Annotated in this window: 13 protein-coding genes; 7 read left to right on the top strand and 6 right to left on the bottom strand. The window is 63.5% G+C overall.

Features of this window, described 5'->3' with window-relative positions; genetic code table 11:
* Window positions 1–13: 13 nt before the first annotated feature.
* The 4 genes from denD to otnC form a co-directional block, all read right to left on the bottom strand.
* Window positions 14–985 carry a D-erythronate dehydrogenase gene (gene denD, locus AC07M7_RS10790; protein WP_495207365.1) on the bottom strand — a complete coding sequence of 324 codons (972 nt, stop codon included), beginning with the start codon at window positions 983–985 and terminating at the stop codon, window positions 14–16.
* Window positions 982–1,821 (bottom strand): 2-oxo-tetronate isomerase, encoded by an 840-nt coding sequence (otnI, locus tag AC07M7_RS10785; RefSeq protein WP_495207364.1) that lies wholly within the window; start codon window positions 1,819–1,821, stop codon window positions 982–984. Before otnI ends, denD begins: the two co-directional genes overlap by 4 nt.
* Window positions 1,822–1,847: 26 nt before the next feature.
* Window positions 1,848–3,065 carry an MFS transporter gene (locus AC07M7_RS10780; protein ID WP_495207446.1) on the bottom strand — a complete coding sequence of 406 codons (1,218 nt, stop codon included), beginning with the start codon at window positions 3,063–3,065 and terminating at the stop codon, window positions 1,848–1,850.
* 166 nt (window positions 3,066–3,231) lie between these two features.
* Window positions 3,232–3,882 (bottom strand): 3-oxo-tetronate 4-phosphate decarboxylase, encoded by a 651-nt coding sequence (otnC, locus tag AC07M7_RS10775; protein ID WP_495207363.1) that lies wholly within the window; start codon window positions 3,880–3,882, stop codon window positions 3,232–3,234.
* Between the two features lie 388 nt (window positions 3,883–4,270).
* On the opposite strand from otnC, the gene AC07M7_RS10770 reads away from it, so the two are divergent.
* The 5 genes from AC07M7_RS10770 to AC07M7_RS10750 all read left to right on the top strand — a co-directional run bounded on the left by AC07M7_RS10770 (window position 4,271) and on the right by AC07M7_RS10750 (window position 11,047).
* Window positions 4,271–5,785 carry a tannase/feruloyl esterase family alpha/beta hydrolase gene (locus AC07M7_RS10770; protein ID WP_495207362.1) on the top strand — a complete coding sequence of 505 codons (1,515 nt, stop codon included), beginning with the start codon at window positions 4,271–4,273 and terminating at the stop codon, window positions 5,783–5,785.
* A gap of 84 nt (window positions 5,786–5,869) precedes the next feature.
* On the top strand, window positions 5,870–7,165 hold the full coding sequence (locus tag AC07M7_RS10765) for a carbohydrate porin (protein ID WP_495207361.1): 1,296 nt from the start codon (window positions 5,870–5,872) through the stop codon (window positions 7,163–7,165).
* Window positions 7,166–7,228: 63 nt separating this feature from the next.
* On the top strand, window positions 7,229–8,551 hold the full coding sequence (locus tag AC07M7_RS10760) for a spinster family MFS transporter (protein ID WP_495207360.1): 1,323 nt from the start codon (window positions 7,229–7,231) through the stop codon (window positions 8,549–8,551).
* Complete coding sequence (locus tag AC07M7_RS10755) at window positions 8,548–10,194, top strand: AMP-binding protein (RefSeq protein ID WP_495207359.1); 1,647 nt, start codon at window positions 8,548–8,550, stop codon at window positions 10,192–10,194. Before AC07M7_RS10760 ends, AC07M7_RS10755 begins: the two co-directional genes overlap by 4 nt.
* The gene (locus AC07M7_RS10750) at window positions 10,181–11,047 is read left to right on the top strand and encodes an SDR family NAD(P)-dependent oxidoreductase (RefSeq protein ID WP_136638691.1); all 867 of its coding nucleotides are present in this window, start codon (window positions 10,181–10,183) and stop codon (window positions 11,045–11,047) included. Before AC07M7_RS10755 ends, AC07M7_RS10750 begins: the two co-directional genes overlap by 14 nt.
* Before the next feature lie 28 nt (window positions 11,048–11,075).
* Here AC07M7_RS10750 and AC07M7_RS10745 read toward each other — a convergent pair whose 3' ends face one another.
* Complete coding sequence (locus AC07M7_RS10745; RefSeq protein WP_136638692.1) at window positions 11,076–11,321, bottom strand: hypothetical protein; 246 nt, start codon at window positions 11,319–11,321, stop codon at window positions 11,076–11,078.
* A 104-nt stretch (window positions 11,322–11,425) separates the two neighbouring features.
* Between AC07M7_RS10745 and AC07M7_RS10740 the strand changes: the two genes are divergently transcribed.
* The gene (locus AC07M7_RS10740; RefSeq protein ID WP_480982472.1) at window positions 11,426–12,208 is read left to right on the top strand and encodes a 3-hydroxybutyrate dehydrogenase; all 783 of its coding nucleotides are present in this window, start codon (window positions 11,426–11,428) and stop codon (window positions 12,206–12,208) included.
* On the opposite strand, the gene AC07M7_RS10735 is transcribed toward AC07M7_RS10740, so the two are convergent.
* Window positions 12,205–12,969, bottom strand: a complete 765-nt coding sequence (locus AC07M7_RS10735; protein ID WP_495207358.1) for a COG4705 family protein — start codon at window positions 12,967–12,969, stop codon at window positions 12,205–12,207. The two genes, AC07M7_RS10740 and AC07M7_RS10735, sit on opposite strands and share 4 nt — an antisense overlap.
* A 178-nt stretch (window positions 12,970–13,147) precedes the next feature.
* On the opposite strand from AC07M7_RS10735, the gene AC07M7_RS10730 reads away from it, so the two are divergent.
* Window positions 13,148–13,405, top strand: coding sequence for a hypothetical protein (locus AC07M7_RS10730; protein ID WP_495207357.1), 258 nt, complete (start codon window positions 13,148–13,150; stop codon window positions 13,403–13,405).
* The last annotated feature ends 26 nt before the right edge of the window (window positions 13,406–13,431 follow it).

Here is a 13,431-nt window from a genome sequence, read left to right as displayed (position 1 = left end):
AGCAGACAGGCAATCAACGCATGAAGTCGTCATCCATGTAGGCGCGGATGATGGACTCGAAGTCTGGGTCGGCGCGCAATCCCAGTGCTTGGGCGCGCGTGGTGTCCCAGCGTCCGGGCCAGCTGCCGACGATCCGTTCGATGCGCTCGTCCGGTTGCCAACGGATACGGTCGGCGGTGGCGTCGCCCGCTACGATGCGGAGCGCCTGCGCCATTTCGCACGCGGTGACACTGACGCCCGGAAGATTGATGGGCGATCCGTTGTCGAGCCGCGCCGCATCCAGTTCGCTGCCTGCAATCAATGCGGCGACGGCACTGCGGGGGGACAGCAGCCAGAGGCGGGTTTGGGGATGGACCGGGCAGGCGGCGGGCTCTCCGTTGAGCGGTTCGCGGATCATGCCGCTGGCGAACGAGGACGCCGCTGCATTGGCCCTGCCGGGGCGGACGCTGATGGTGGGTAGGCGCAGTACGCGGCCATCGACGAAGCCGCGCCGGGTGTAGTCGGCCAGTAGCAGTTCGGCGACGGCCTTCTGCGTACCGTAGGACGACTGTGGGCGCAGTGCGGTGTCGTCACGCACGGTATCGGGCAAGGCGCCACCATAGACGGCCACCGAGCTGGTGAAGATCACCCGGGGTCGATGGCCCGCGTCGCGGCAGGCGTCCAGCAGGTGGCGCGATGCATCCAGATTGATGCGCATGCCCAGATCGAAGTCTGCTTCGGCCTGGCCGCTGACCACGGCGGCCAGGTGGAAGATGATCCGTGTATTGCCATCGATGGCGTCGCGCAGTGTTGATTGGTCGGCGATGTCGCCGACGCGAGCCCGGACGCGGAGTTCGCCGAGAGTATCGGCCGGGACGACATCGAGCAGGTCGATGCGGGTTATGGGCACTTGCGTGCCGTCGATCCGGAGGTGTCCTTTCGCGAGCAACCTGCGAGCCAGGCGCTGGCCGAGGAAGCCGGCCCCGCCGGTGATGAGTACTTTCATGTGATGGAACCTCGATGGGATGGCAATGGGGTATCCGCCGCCGGGCTTGTACCCGTGAGCCGCAGATACGGGCGCGCCCACCCCAAGCCCTGGCGCGTTCCGGCTCTGGGGTGGTACTCGCACCCGACCCAGCCCGGGTAGCCGAGCGTGTCGAGCTGCTCGAACAGGTAGGCGTAGTTCACTTCGCCCAGGTCGGGTTCGTGGCGATCCGGGACGCCAGCGATCTGGATGTGGCCGATGCCGGCAATATCCCGGCGCAGGGACATGGTCAGGTCGCCTTCGACGATCTGGCAGTGGTAGCTGTCGAATTGCACCTTCAGGTTGTCGACATTGAGTTCGCGGCGGATGGCGTGGGCCTCGGCCTGCCGGGAGAGGAAGTAGCCGGGCATGTCGCGCGGGTTGATCGGCTCGATCAGTACGGTGATGCCGGCGCTTGCGGCTTCTGACGCGGCATGTGCGAGATTTTCCAGATAGATGGCCCGGTGCGCGTCCGGGTCTTGGTCGCTGCGCAGCAGGCCCGCCATGACGTGCAGATTGCGATTGCCGAGCCTGACGGCATACTCGAGCGCCTGCTGCACGCCCCGGCGGAAATCGTCTCCGCGGCCTGGTAGGGACGCCAGTCCGCGCTCACCGGCGTGCCAGTCGCCGGGAGGTGTGTTGAACAGCACCAGGTGCAGTCCATGCTCCTGCAATCGTGATTGGATCTCGGCCACCGCGTGCTCGTAGGGAAACAGGAACTCCACGCCCTGGAACCCTTCGCTTGCCGCAGCGGAGAAGCGCTGCAGGAATGGGTGCTCGGTGAACAGGGTGCTGAGGTTCGCGGCCAGGCGTGGCATACGTGTTCCTTGTCCAGCGGGAGAGGTCAACGATTAACCAGACGTGCCGGTGTCAGCCAGACGGCGATCGCGCCGAGCACCAGCAGCCCGGCCAGCACGTGCATGCCGGTCTGCGTGGAGTGGGTCACGTCCTTCAGGTAGCCGATCATGTAAGGGCTGACGAAGCCCGCCAGATTGCCCACCGAATTGACCAGGGCAATGCCTGCGGCGGCTGCGGTCCCAGAGAGGAAGGCCGTGGGCAGCGACCAGAACAGTGGGGCGCAGCTGAGCACGCCGGCCGCTGCCAGCGACAGGAAGACCAGCGACAGGGCCGTGTTGTCGGCGAAGGAAGCGGCGGCGGTGAATCCAACCGCACCGGCCAGTGCAGGCACGATAAGGTGCCAGCGACGTTCACGATGACGGTCGGCGCTGTGGCCCAGCAAGTTCATCACCACAATGGCGCAGAGGAAAGGAATGGCACTGAGCAGGCCGATGTGCAGCGCGCTGCTCACACCAGTGGACCTGATCAGGGTGGGCATCCAGAACGTCAGGCCATACTGCCCGGCAACAAAGGTGAAGTAGATGAGGCACATCCACCAGACACGCTTGTCGGTGAAGATCCCGCGCAATGAATGCTGCTGGGTACCCGAAAGCGATTGATCGACTTCGATTGCGTGGGCCAGTACGCGCTTCTCATCTTCTTTCAGCCACTTTGCACTGCCAATGCCGTTGTCCAGATAGGCCACGGTCACGAAGCCGATGGCAATGGCGGGTATTGCTTCGATCACGAACATCCATTGCCAGCCCTGCAGGCCGTGGACGCCCTGGAAGGCTTCCATTATCCAACCGGACAGCGGATTGCCGAAGATGCCGGCCACCGGAATGGCTGACATGAAAAGTGCGATGATGCGCGCTCGACGCTGCGCCGGGTACCAGTACGTCAGGTACAGGATCACGCCGGGGTAGAAGCCCGCTTCTGCGACACCCAGCAGGAAACGCAGGATATAGAAGCCCGTTGGCGTTTCAACGAACATGAACATCGCCGACAGGATGCCCCAGGTCACCATGATCCGGGCGATCCACAGGCGTGCTCCGACACGTTGCAGCAGCAGGTTGCTGGGTACCTCGAACAGGAAGTAGCCGAGGAAGAAGACGCCTGCGCCGAGGCCGAACACCGCCTCACTGAACCCCAGGTCCTGCGACATCTGCAGCTTGGCAAAGCCCACGTTGACCCGGTCCAGATAGGCGATCACGTAGCAGAGCATCAGGAACGGAACCAACCGCCAGAAGACCTTCGCGTAGGCGCGTGTGGCGATGTGGATGTCCGCATCCGAGGATGGAGTGGCGGTGACCGGATGGCTCATCGAGTGTCTCCGAAGGGCAGCATGGCTCTGGGCTGTATTGGATGGCGTGGGCCGAGCGAGGCGGAGATCACCATCGCACCCCGAACGTGGCGTGTAGATCGGCCAGCGCGATGGCATCCAGTGGCTCTGGCCTTGGACGCGTCATCAGCCACAGCCGCGCGGTTTCCTCGAACTCTTCCAGCGCATACGCGGCATGACTCACGCTGGGGCCCCACAGCACGGGTCCCAGGCGCTCGAGCAGTACGCCACGAACCAGTCTGGCCAGCGCAGCAACCTCCTGGGCAACGGCAGGGTGTCCGGGGCGTTGGTAGCGGATCAGCGGTATGCGGCCGACCTTCATGACCTGGTAGGGCGTGACGGGCGGCAGCACTTCGTGCTCGCGCCATACCTCGGCGAGGGTGAGGGCCACCAGATGTGTGGAGTGGGTGTGCACGACGCCGCCGGCGTTGGGATTGCCGAGATAGATGCCCTGGTGCAGGACCAGGGTCTTGGAAGGCCTTTCCCCGGAGAGCCAGTTGCCTGAGCGGTCAACCTTGGAAAGTGCCGCCGGATCAAGTTGGCCAAGGCAGGCGTCGGTGGGGGTGATCAACCAACCGTCGTCCAACCGCGCGCTGATGTTGCCGGCCACGCCTACGGTATAGCCTCGATCAAAAAGTTGAGTGCCGACCCGGCAGATCTCCTCCCGGATGCGTGCTTCGTTGCGATCGTGCGTGCTCATTCAGCACTGCCTCGGAGCAGACGGGAATCGCCGAGCGCCGGTGACGGCGTCCCTGCGCTGAACCGACAGCAACAACGCGCTTGCCCACTGCTTCACGTGCATGCATCCGATATCTGCGGAAGTGCCTGTGTATGTCAGTTCGAATCTGCCGCCAATCGAAAGATCGTGAAAAAGTGTGTCGTTGCACCGGTACGCAGCGCATTGGCCTGTGCCAAGCGTTCGAGGATGGTGGCGGCTCGCAGTGACGGCGCGCGATGCGGCATTGGGCTGTACGGGAGCGCACTGAAATGAATCGCAACATCTGCACAATTGCGCAGCGCCTGGGGCCCGGCTAGCGTTCTTCCACCACCGCGGGGTTGCCATGCGGTTCGTTGCGGAGGACAGCAGGATGATCCTTGAAGTGCACGTTGGCGCGCGTCCAACACACGTGATCTCCCGGTCGCTTGGGATTGCACTTCTGGTGGGAATTGCCTGCTGGAGTGATCGATCGGCGGCGTCGGACCTGGCAAGGGCGTGCGACGATCTGGGCGCATCAGCACGCGCGGGATCGATCCAGATTCATCGTCACCTCAACGATGATCCCAACAAGGTGGTGTTCAATGCCAAGGACATCCGGGGAGGGACCGGGGTGGCGGTAGGTGGTCAATCCGCATTTCTGACCGAGGCGATGATTGCCCGGATGGATACCTCTCCATCGCGGGAACTCAGGACCGGTGGTACCTATGTCACCTCTGCCAGAAAGGCGGATGTGGGCTCGATTGCAGCGTGTGACATCGTCGGCGTCATTCTGCCGGAGAGTGTTCGCGATCCAGCGGTTGCCAGTCCCCGGCACGAAGTGCCCAGCATCAGCTTCAGGCTGCTTGTGCCCCTCGACTGGAATGGGCTGTTGAAAGGAAAGCTCATCCAGTTCGGTGGCGGACTGTTCAATGGTGAGGTTGGAGATCCGGGATCGGTTCTGCAGAACTTCAATTTCTGGTCTGGAGGTGTTGCGCCGCTCGGCAAAGGCTATGCGCTGGTGACCAGCGATTCGGGACATCGAGGCAAGAGCAGTTCCCTGGCCTTTGCGAAGCTCCCCGCACCTGGCTACACAGTGGCTCAGCAAGTAGCAGTGAAGAACTACGCCGGTGAGCACATCAAGCGCGTCCGCGATACCACCACGGCCATTCTCCAGCAGCTGTCGCTTGCCCGGCCGGCACGAACCTACTTTGTGGGCATCTCGACAGGCGGCAGGGAGGCGCTCAAAGCGGTTTCCCGGTTTGGCGCTGACTACAACGGTGCGATTTCCGTGGCGCCAGCCTGGGACGTGACCGCAGGTACCACAACGGGCGAGCGCTGCAATGGACTGACTGTCCGGTCAAAGGGTTTCCGCGATCTGGTCAAGCCAACCGCACCCGGCGCGACGTTGGATGAGAAGCTGGACAACTTCTGCCAAATGGTGGATCTGGCCTGGCAGCCCGCGGACGATCTGATGGCGTTCGGCGCAGCCGGCGGCAAGCTGCTGATCGTGCAGGGTACGAGTGACAAGATCGTGCCTGCGAGCAAGACGGATCTGTACTGGAACCGTTTCGCGGCGCTGACGCCGGAATGGGATGAGTTTGCTCGCTATTACCAGATCCCGGGCTTCGATCACGGTTATGGCTACGTCCCTGATTTCGATCTGATTGGTGTGCTGGATCGCTGGGTGGATGACCACGCACAGGCGCCGGAGGTGCAGCAGCTTGGCTACCGGTACGCGCTTGCGACGGTTCCCGGGGTGCTCTGGGAGGGGCTCTTCCATGGCATCCGCCTGCCATGGAACGTGCATGCGCAGGAGAGGAAGACGGTCTGCCAGTACCCATCGACTTCCACGCTCGCGGTCAACGCCTTCAACTGGCGTGATGCCGGGGAGTGCACGAAGCGCTAGCCACGCCTTCGGTACGGACGACAGCGGCTTGCCGATACCGGCGGCCCTACCGCGACTCATCCACCAGAAACGATGGACCATCCGATGAAGATCAGATCCAGGGCGTCTGCAATCGTCATGGCCTCGCTCGGCTCGCTGGCAGCGCCTGCGATGGCCGCGGAGTTCGACGCACGCAGATACCTCAGCGGCGACTGGAACGGGGCCCGGAAATCGCTGGCGGAGACTGGCGTACAGCTCCGGCTGCAGTACATCAATCAAAGCGCGCATAACGTGAGCGGTGGTGATCGTCGCGCAACGGCCTATGCCGATCAGATATTCGCTGCCGGCATCTTCGACCTGGAAGCTTTGTGGGGCTGGAAGGGGGCGGAGTTCCAGATTGAAGTGGCCAACCGCAACGGCGCTTCGGTGAGCAGCGAGGCCGGCATTGGCGCGTTGATGGGACCGCAGTTCATCTACGGCCGCGGCACCGTGACACGCCTGCGCCAGTTTTCGATCACCCAGCGCTGGCTGGATGATCGGTTGAGCCTGAAGGTGGGCCGGATCCACCCGGGAGCGGATTTCTTCGGTGCCAGCTGCACCTTCCAGAATCTGACGTTCTGCAATGCCGGTGTGTCCAATCGCATCAGCGACCGTTGGTTTGGCGCGCCGCTGAGTGCGCTGGGTGCGCAGGTGACATTCAGTCCTGACGCCCGATGGTTCTTCAGGGTTGGAGGGTACGACGCCAATCCGCAGAACCTGTCGAAGGAGCAGGGCTTGAGGCTGGGCACCTCCGGCGATGACAACGGGACGCTGCTGGTGGCCGAAGTCGAGTTCAGGCCCGCATCCGGAAGCGGAAAGGAAGGCTCGTACCGCCTTGGCGTTGCCCGCAACAGCAGCGACCTGGCACTGCTCGTCAATCGAGCGGGGTATCCCGCCGGCACTACTGCAGATGCGGTCGGATCACACGATACCGATCGCGCGCTCTACGCCAGCTTCGAGCAGCAGCTCACGCGCAATGATGCGGGAGGAGGACTGCGCCTGTTTGGTAGCGTGATCCGCGGCGATCAGCGGGTAACCCGGATCGGTGAGGTGATCAGTCTCGGTGCGACATATCGCGCACCGTTCGCATCACGGCCGAACGATCGTATCGGCGTGGCGATCGGGCGCGCGTCGATCAGTTCCGAGCTGACATCGGCCCAGCGGCGGCTCGCCCTTGATCTGCCGGAGCGGGTGGGCGCCGTTGGCGTGCAGCGGCATGAGATTCCCATTGAAGTGAACTACGGGATTGCCGTGGCCCGCGGTATCGAGCTCATGCCGAACATCCAGCACGTGAGGCACCCGGGCGGCCGCGACGTGAGCAGCGCCACGATCCTGGGCCTGCAGTTGAACGTTGAACTATGACGGGGACCGGGCCAGCTGCCCGGCAACCGGATCCAATCGTGGGTAGCGGACAGTGGAGATGACATGAAGGATCCGTCGATCGCGTTGCAGCAGGGAGCTCATGCTGCGCCCCGAAAAGGGGCATGGTGGGTTCTGGGTATCCTGTGTTTCGTGTACATGCTGAACTTCCTGGATCGTCAGCTTCTTTCGATCCTGGCCAAGCCCATCCAGGACGAGCTGGGAGTCAGTGATGGCCAGCTCGGTCTGATCGGTGGCCTCTACTTTGCGCTGTTCTACTGCATCCTTGCCATTCCGGTCGGATGGTTGGCGGACCGGACCAATCGGGTCAAGGTGCTCGCGTTCTCCTGCGGCCTCTGGAGCGCTGCCACTGCGGCATGCGGCATGGCATCGAGCTATCCGCAACTGGTGATGGCACGGATGATGGTCGGTGTGGGCGAGGCCGGTGGCGTGCCGCCTTCTTACGCGATCATCACCGACTATTTCCCACCACACCTGCGCGGTCGGGCACTTGGGTTGTTCAACCTGGGGCCCGCGATCGGCCAGTCGCTGGGTGTAGCACTCGGTGCATGGATCGCTGCCGCATACGACTGGCGGCTGGCGTTCATCGTGCTGGGCGTGGTGGGGGTGGTCGCGGCTGTGTTCGTGTACGTGGTCGTCAAGGAACCCGAGCGGGGCGGGCTTGATGCCAGGCCTGCAGTGGCTGCGAATGCACCTGTGCAACGCGCCGAGCCCGCCCGCTTCTGGTCCACGTGCAGGATGTTCCTGACCACGCCCAACCTGATGATTGCCGCACTGGGCGCGGCCGCAAACCAGTTCGTAACCTACGCCATCATGGGGTTTGCGACCTTGTTCCTGATGCGCGAGAAGGGCATGACGCTTCAGCAGGTGGCGATCTTCTACGCACTGGTGGTGGGCGTGACGGTCTGTGGCGGCATGTATGCCTCCGGCCGCCTGCTGGATGCCTTCAAGAAGCGATCCAGGGCGGTCTATGGCGTGCTGCCGGGTGTGGCCATGATCCTGGCATTGCCCTTCTTCATCGGCTTCGTCTGGGCCCCTACCTGGCAGCTTTCACTGCTGATGCTGGCCCCACCGATGTTTCTCGGCTTCTTCTATCTCACCCCATGTGTGGCTCTGGTCCAGGAGGAGGTGCAGCCCAACCAGCGCGTACTCTCCGGAGCGATCCTGCTGCTGATCATGAACCTGATCGGCCTGGGGCTGGGACCGACCTACCTGGGACATGCCAGCGATGCATTTTCGGGGACCAGCCCTGGGAACTCGTTGCAGATGGCGTTCTATACGCTGGCGCCCTTCTTTGTCCTGGCATCAGTGCTGTTCCTGGTGCTGGCCCACCGCCTGCGCCGTGAGCGTTCCCCGGAGGTTCCGTGACGACGCCCTGGACGTGTGACGGAGACATGCAGCCCTTTGCGCTGACCCTGGACAAGTTCCTGCTGCATGCAGCCAGGTGGCGCGGTACGGTCGAGGTATCGACGGCGCATGAGGATGGGACGGTCAGCCGTACCAGTTATGCGGACCTGTGCACTCGCAGCCGGCGGGTATCGAGGCTGCTGCAGCTGCATGGGGTAAATCGTGGTGAACGGGTGGCTACGCTTGCATGGAATACCCAGGGACACCTTGAAGCCTGGTTCGCGATCATGGGCATCGGCGCGGTGTGCCACACACTGAATCCCCGCCTGACGGCAGAGCAGCTGGCGGCGATGGTGATCCAGTCGGGGGCACGTATCCTGCTGGCGAGTGCGGATCTGCTCGCGCAGGCGCAGCAGATTGCGGCGCTGGCTCCCGACATCCGTTGTATCTGGATGCTGGATCAGGCCAGTCATCCGGCTGCTGCGGCCGGACCGGTGGACCTGCAGGCGCTCGAGCGTCTGTTGGGTGATGTCACTGAGCCGGCGGAGTGGGGGGACTTTCCCGAGACTTCACCGAGCGGGCTGTGTTTCACCTCCGGGACGACGGGAGCGCCCAAGGGCGTGACGTACACCCATCGTTCCAGCTACCTGCACACGTTGCGCGTGCTGCAGGCCGAGATGATGGCGATCACGGGTGAGGACAGCGTGCTGCTGGCCGTGCCGATGTTCCATGCCAATGCCTGGGGGCTGCCGTTCGCCGCTGCGGCGGTTGGCGCACGCCTGGTCTTGCCTGGTCGTCATCTTGAGGGTGCGCGTCTTGCGCGCCTGATCCAGTCGGAGGCGGTAACAGTGGGGGTAGGGGTGCCGACTGTCTGGTTGGCGCTGCTTGAGCATGTGGAAGCAGAAGATCTCGCCCTTCACTCTCTGCAGCGCATCATCGTAGGTGGTGCGCCGCTGGCGCCCGCGCTGATGGAGCGGCTGGAGCGGCGCCTGGATGTGGTGGTACAGACCAGCTGGGGCATGACCGAACTTTCTCCCTGTGGCACGTTGGCGCCGCCGGAGGGGGCGGGTTCGGCGGCACAGTCCGGGCGACCGGCGCTCGGTCTGGATCTTCGGATGGTTGATGAGTTTGGGCAGCCTTTGCCAACGCAGCGTGGCGTGGAGGGACACCTGCAGGTACGCGGTGCGGCTGTGCTCCAGCGCTACTTTGGTGAAAAGGAGGATGCGGTGGATGCGGAGGGCTGGTTTGCCACCGGTGACCTTGCACGCCTCGACGCCAAGGGCAATCTTTCCATTACCGGCCGCGCCAAGGACCTGATCAAATCGGGCGGCGAGTGGATCAATCCGGCCGAGATCGAAGCACTGGTGGGCGCAGTTCCGGGCGTGGCCCTGGCCGCCGTCATTGGACGTCCGGACCCCAGGTGGGGCGAGCGGCCGATACTGATTGTAGAGGTTTCCGGAGAAGCGTCGCTGGACGACAACGCATTGCTGGCCGCGCTGCGCGACCACGTCGCGTCATGGTGGATTCCCGACGCGGTGTACCGGCTTGAGCGCATGCCATTGGCTGTCACTGGAAAGATCGACAAGAACCGGCTGCGGGCAGAGTACGCATCGGCCCGGGAACGGAACAGGGCGGGAGGAGACCAGCACAATGAGATTGGATGAACGCGTTGCCATCGTGACGGGAGCAGGACAGGGCCTGGGCCGTAGTCACGCTCTTTACCTTGCCGGGAAAGGGGCGCGTCTGGTGATCAACGATCTGGACGTACACGCTGCCGAAGCGGTGCAGGAGGCGGTGGTAGCGGCCGGGGGGGAAGCCATTGCCTGCAGCGGCTCAGTCACGGACGAAGCATCCGTGCAGTCGATGGTGGCCGATGCGCTCGCGCGCTGGGGCAGGATCGACATCCTCGTCAACAATGCCGGAATCCTGCGCGACAGGAGCTTTGCGAAGATGAGCCTGGATGATTTCCGTCAGGTGATGGACGTGCATCTGATGGGTGCGGTGATCTGCAGCAAGGCGGTCTGGGACATCATGCGGGCGCAGAACTATGGGCGGATCGTGATGACGACATCATCGTCGGGATTGTTCGGGAACTTTGGCCAGGCGAACTATGGCGCGGCCAAGATGGCACTGGTGGGTCTGATGCAGACGCTTGCCATCGAAGGCGCGAGATATGGCATCCGGGTCAACGCGCTGGCGCCCACGGCGGCTACCTCGATGACGTCCGGCGTGCTTTCCGATGATCAGTTGATAGCACTGGATCCGGCGTTGGTGAGCCCTGCGCTGTTGGCGCTGGTAACGGAATCTGCTCCGACCCGTGCGATTCTCTGTGCGGGTGCCGGACACTTCGCGCGCGCAAACGTGACACTGACTCCCGGTATACGCATTGGCGGAGGAGCCTGGGCAGGAGAAGCAGTGGTGGCGCACTGGGTTGCGGTGTCCGACCGGGATGGCGAGATCGTGCCGGAGTGCGGGTGGGAGCAGGTTGAGCAGGAAACGGGTCGATCGCCGGGGTGATTCGATGAAATGGCACGGGCCGTGAAGATCAGTCGTCGATCAGCAGGTGCGCCAGTGCGCGTCCCGCCTCCACGGCAGAGTCCAATGTCGGGAAGCGGCGTCCTGTTCCAGCGAAAGGTGGGTGGCCCTCGATCACCACTTCGAGTATCTCGAATATGCCGGGATAGGATTGGGTGATGGTGCATTCATATCTGCATCTGGCGTGGTAGCCGTGGATTCGTGCGCGCAGTAGTACAGACGGCATGGATGCTTCCATAGATTCAGCGGCGCGCATGCTAAACGCGTTGGCAGGTGGACAAAAGTCACATTCCGTTGCTGATTCAGCAAAGACCGTGTTAACCGCTACACTGGCGGCCTACGCTCGATGGAGTCACGCCCATGTTCAGTGGAAAGGTCGCGGTGGTTACCGGATCCACCAGCGGTATCGGTCTTGGCATTGCCACCGCGCTGGCGCGGCGAGGCGCCGATATCGTGTTGAACGGATTCGGCGATGCGTCGGAGATCGAACGCATCCGTTCCAACCTGGAAGCTGAGTTCGGCATACGGGTGGCGCATGATGGCGCCGATCTTTCCCGTGGCGAGGCGGTGCGCGGAATGATTGACCACGCCGTTGCGAAGATGGGGCGCATCGACATCCTGGTGAACAATGCAGGTATCCAGCACACCGCGTCGATCGAGGAATTTCCCATCGAGAAGTGGGATGCGATCCTCGCGCTGAATCTCTCGGCGGTGTTCCATGCAACGGCGGCCGCCTTGCCCCATATGAAGCAGCGGGGCGCCGGCCGCATCATCAACATTGCGTCGGTACATGGGCTGGTGGGCTCGGTGAACAAGTCGGCCTATGTGGCGGCCAAGCATGGCGTGGTGGGGTTCACCAAGGTGACCGCGCTGGAGAACGCGGGCACCGGCATCACCGCCAATGCGATCTGCCCGGGCTGGGTGCGGACGGCGCTGGTCGAGCGGCAGATCACCGCGTTGGCCGAGCGCGAAGGCACGGATCAGGAATCCGCCGCGCGCGCGCTGCTGGCTGAGAAGCAGCCTTCGTTGCAGTTCGTGACGCCCGAGCAGCTCGGCGAGATGGTGGTGTTCCTGGCCTCGGACGCTGCGGCGCAGATTACCGGCACGGCGCTGCCGGTGGACGGGGGCTGGACGGCGCGCTAGCTGGCGGGCTGTGCCCGTCGTTGCAGCATCGGCAGCGCCACCAGCGTGGCGAGAATGGTGAACAGCACCAACGACGCACCCACCGTGCCGAAGCCCAAGCCGCCCTTTTCCAGTGGCTTGGTGAGGAGGTCGCCGAAGGTGGCACCGAACGGGCGGGTGAGCACGAAGGCGATCCAGAACAGGATGACCCGGTTGATGCCCTTGATGCGGGTGGCCAGTGCGGTGAGCGCGATGAGGCTGCCGATCAATAGCGCGCCGCCGGTGAAGCCGAGCCCGGAATCGTCGGCGAGGAAATCGCCCAGGGCGGTGCCGAGCGTGTTGGAGAACAGCACGGCGGTCCAGTAGAAACCTTCGGCGCGGCGCGATGCGATGTTGCTGACCGAGATCGACTTTTCCGACAGGCGCCACGCCAACAGCACCAGCGCCAGGCAGCCGGCCAGCAGGCTGGCGCCGGTGGCGTAGCCCAGGCCGAGCGTGCGGTCGAGCAGGTCGGACAGGGTGGTGCCGGCGGTGCTGGTGGCCAACACCACCGACCAGAACAGCACGGGGTGAAAGCGCCGCGCCGACAGCTGCACGGCCAGCAGGCCGGCGAAGACCGTGAGCAGGATGGCCGAGCTGGCCACGTAGCCCAGGTTGAGCGTCATCGACAGCAGATCGCCAGCGGTCTCGCCGAGGGTGGTGGCGGCGATCTTCATCACCCAGAAGCCGAGGGTGACCGCCGCCACTTTGCTGTGCAGGGACTCTGCGTCTGAAGCAGTCATCGAAGGTCGTCTGGGGAGCCTGCGGGTGATGCTGTGGCGGGCGGCGTCGGAGTGCAGTCGGAACCGGGTTCGGTGAGGGTGAGCGTAGGGCGGCGTTCAGCCGGCGCTGGTCAGTCGATATCATCGACAATCGTGTAAGCGATTCATCCGCACAGAATCACCGCTTCAGGAGTCAAGGATGTCCGACGTATCGCTAAGGTCCAGCATAATTGTTGCAGTTGTTTCTTCCGTGCTCAGCTCTGTCCTGACTCTGGGGGGCGGTCTGATGCTGCAATCGTACATATCAGAGAAGAGCGAAGCTGAAAGATTCGCTGAAGGCGCCCAGCTTACCTTCCAGGAAACGGTAGTTCTCCTCAATGAAGGCTACTTGGCCCTGAAGCAGCTGGGGTTCTACCCCGATATCACGGACGGTTCTAAAAGAGCCGCAACCTTCTGATCCTGCCTGGCGACCCTTCGCCGCAT

This window comes from Stenotrophomonas sp. GW821-FHT09E08, assembly GCF_059416125.1.
Note: the sequence above shows the minus strand (reverse complement) of the source record. Positions and strands in the feature narration are given on the sequence as shown.

Coding starts and splice junctions, on each gene's coding strand:
- denD (WP_495207365.1), bottom strand. CDS start 985: ATGAAAGTACTCATCACCGGCGGGGCCGGCTTCCTCGGCCAGCGCCTG.
- otnI (WP_495207364.1), bottom strand. CDS start 1,821: ATGCCACGCCTGGCCGCGAACCTCAGCACCCTGTTCACCGAGCACCCA.
- AC07M7_RS10780 (WP_495207446.1), bottom strand. CDS start 3,065: ATGCTCTGCTACGTGATCGCCTATCTGGACCGGGTCAACGTGGGCTTT.
- otnC (WP_495207363.1), bottom strand. CDS start 3,882: ATGAGCACGCACGATCGCAACGAAGCACGCATCCGGGAGGAGATCTGC.
- AC07M7_RS10770 (WP_495207362.1), top strand. CDS start 4,271: ATGATCCTTGAAGTGCACGTTGGCGCGCGTCCAACACACGTGATCTCC.
- AC07M7_RS10765 (WP_495207361.1), top strand. CDS start 5,870: ATGAAGATCAGATCCAGGGCGTCTGCAATCGTCATGGCCTCGCTCGGC.
- AC07M7_RS10760 (WP_495207360.1), top strand. CDS start 7,229: ATGAAGGATCCGTCGATCGCGTTGCAGCAGGGAGCTCATGCTGCGCCC.
- AC07M7_RS10750 (WP_136638691.1), top strand. CDS start 10,181: ATGAGATTGGATGAACGCGTTGCCATCGTGACGGGAGCAGGACAGGGC.
- AC07M7_RS10745 (WP_136638692.1), bottom strand. CDS start 11,321: ATGCGCGCCGCTGAATCTATGGAAGCATCCATGCCGTCTGTACTACTG.
- AC07M7_RS10740 (WP_480982472.1), top strand. CDS start 11,426: ATGTTCAGTGGAAAGGTCGCGGTGGTTACCGGATCCACCAGCGGTATC.
- AC07M7_RS10735 (WP_495207358.1), bottom strand. CDS start 12,969: ATGACTGCTTCAGACGCAGAGTCCCTGCACAGCAAAGTGGCGGCGGTC.
- AC07M7_RS10730 (WP_495207357.1), top strand. CDS start 13,148: ATGTCCGACGTATCGCTAAGGTCCAGCATAATTGTTGCAGTTGTTTCT.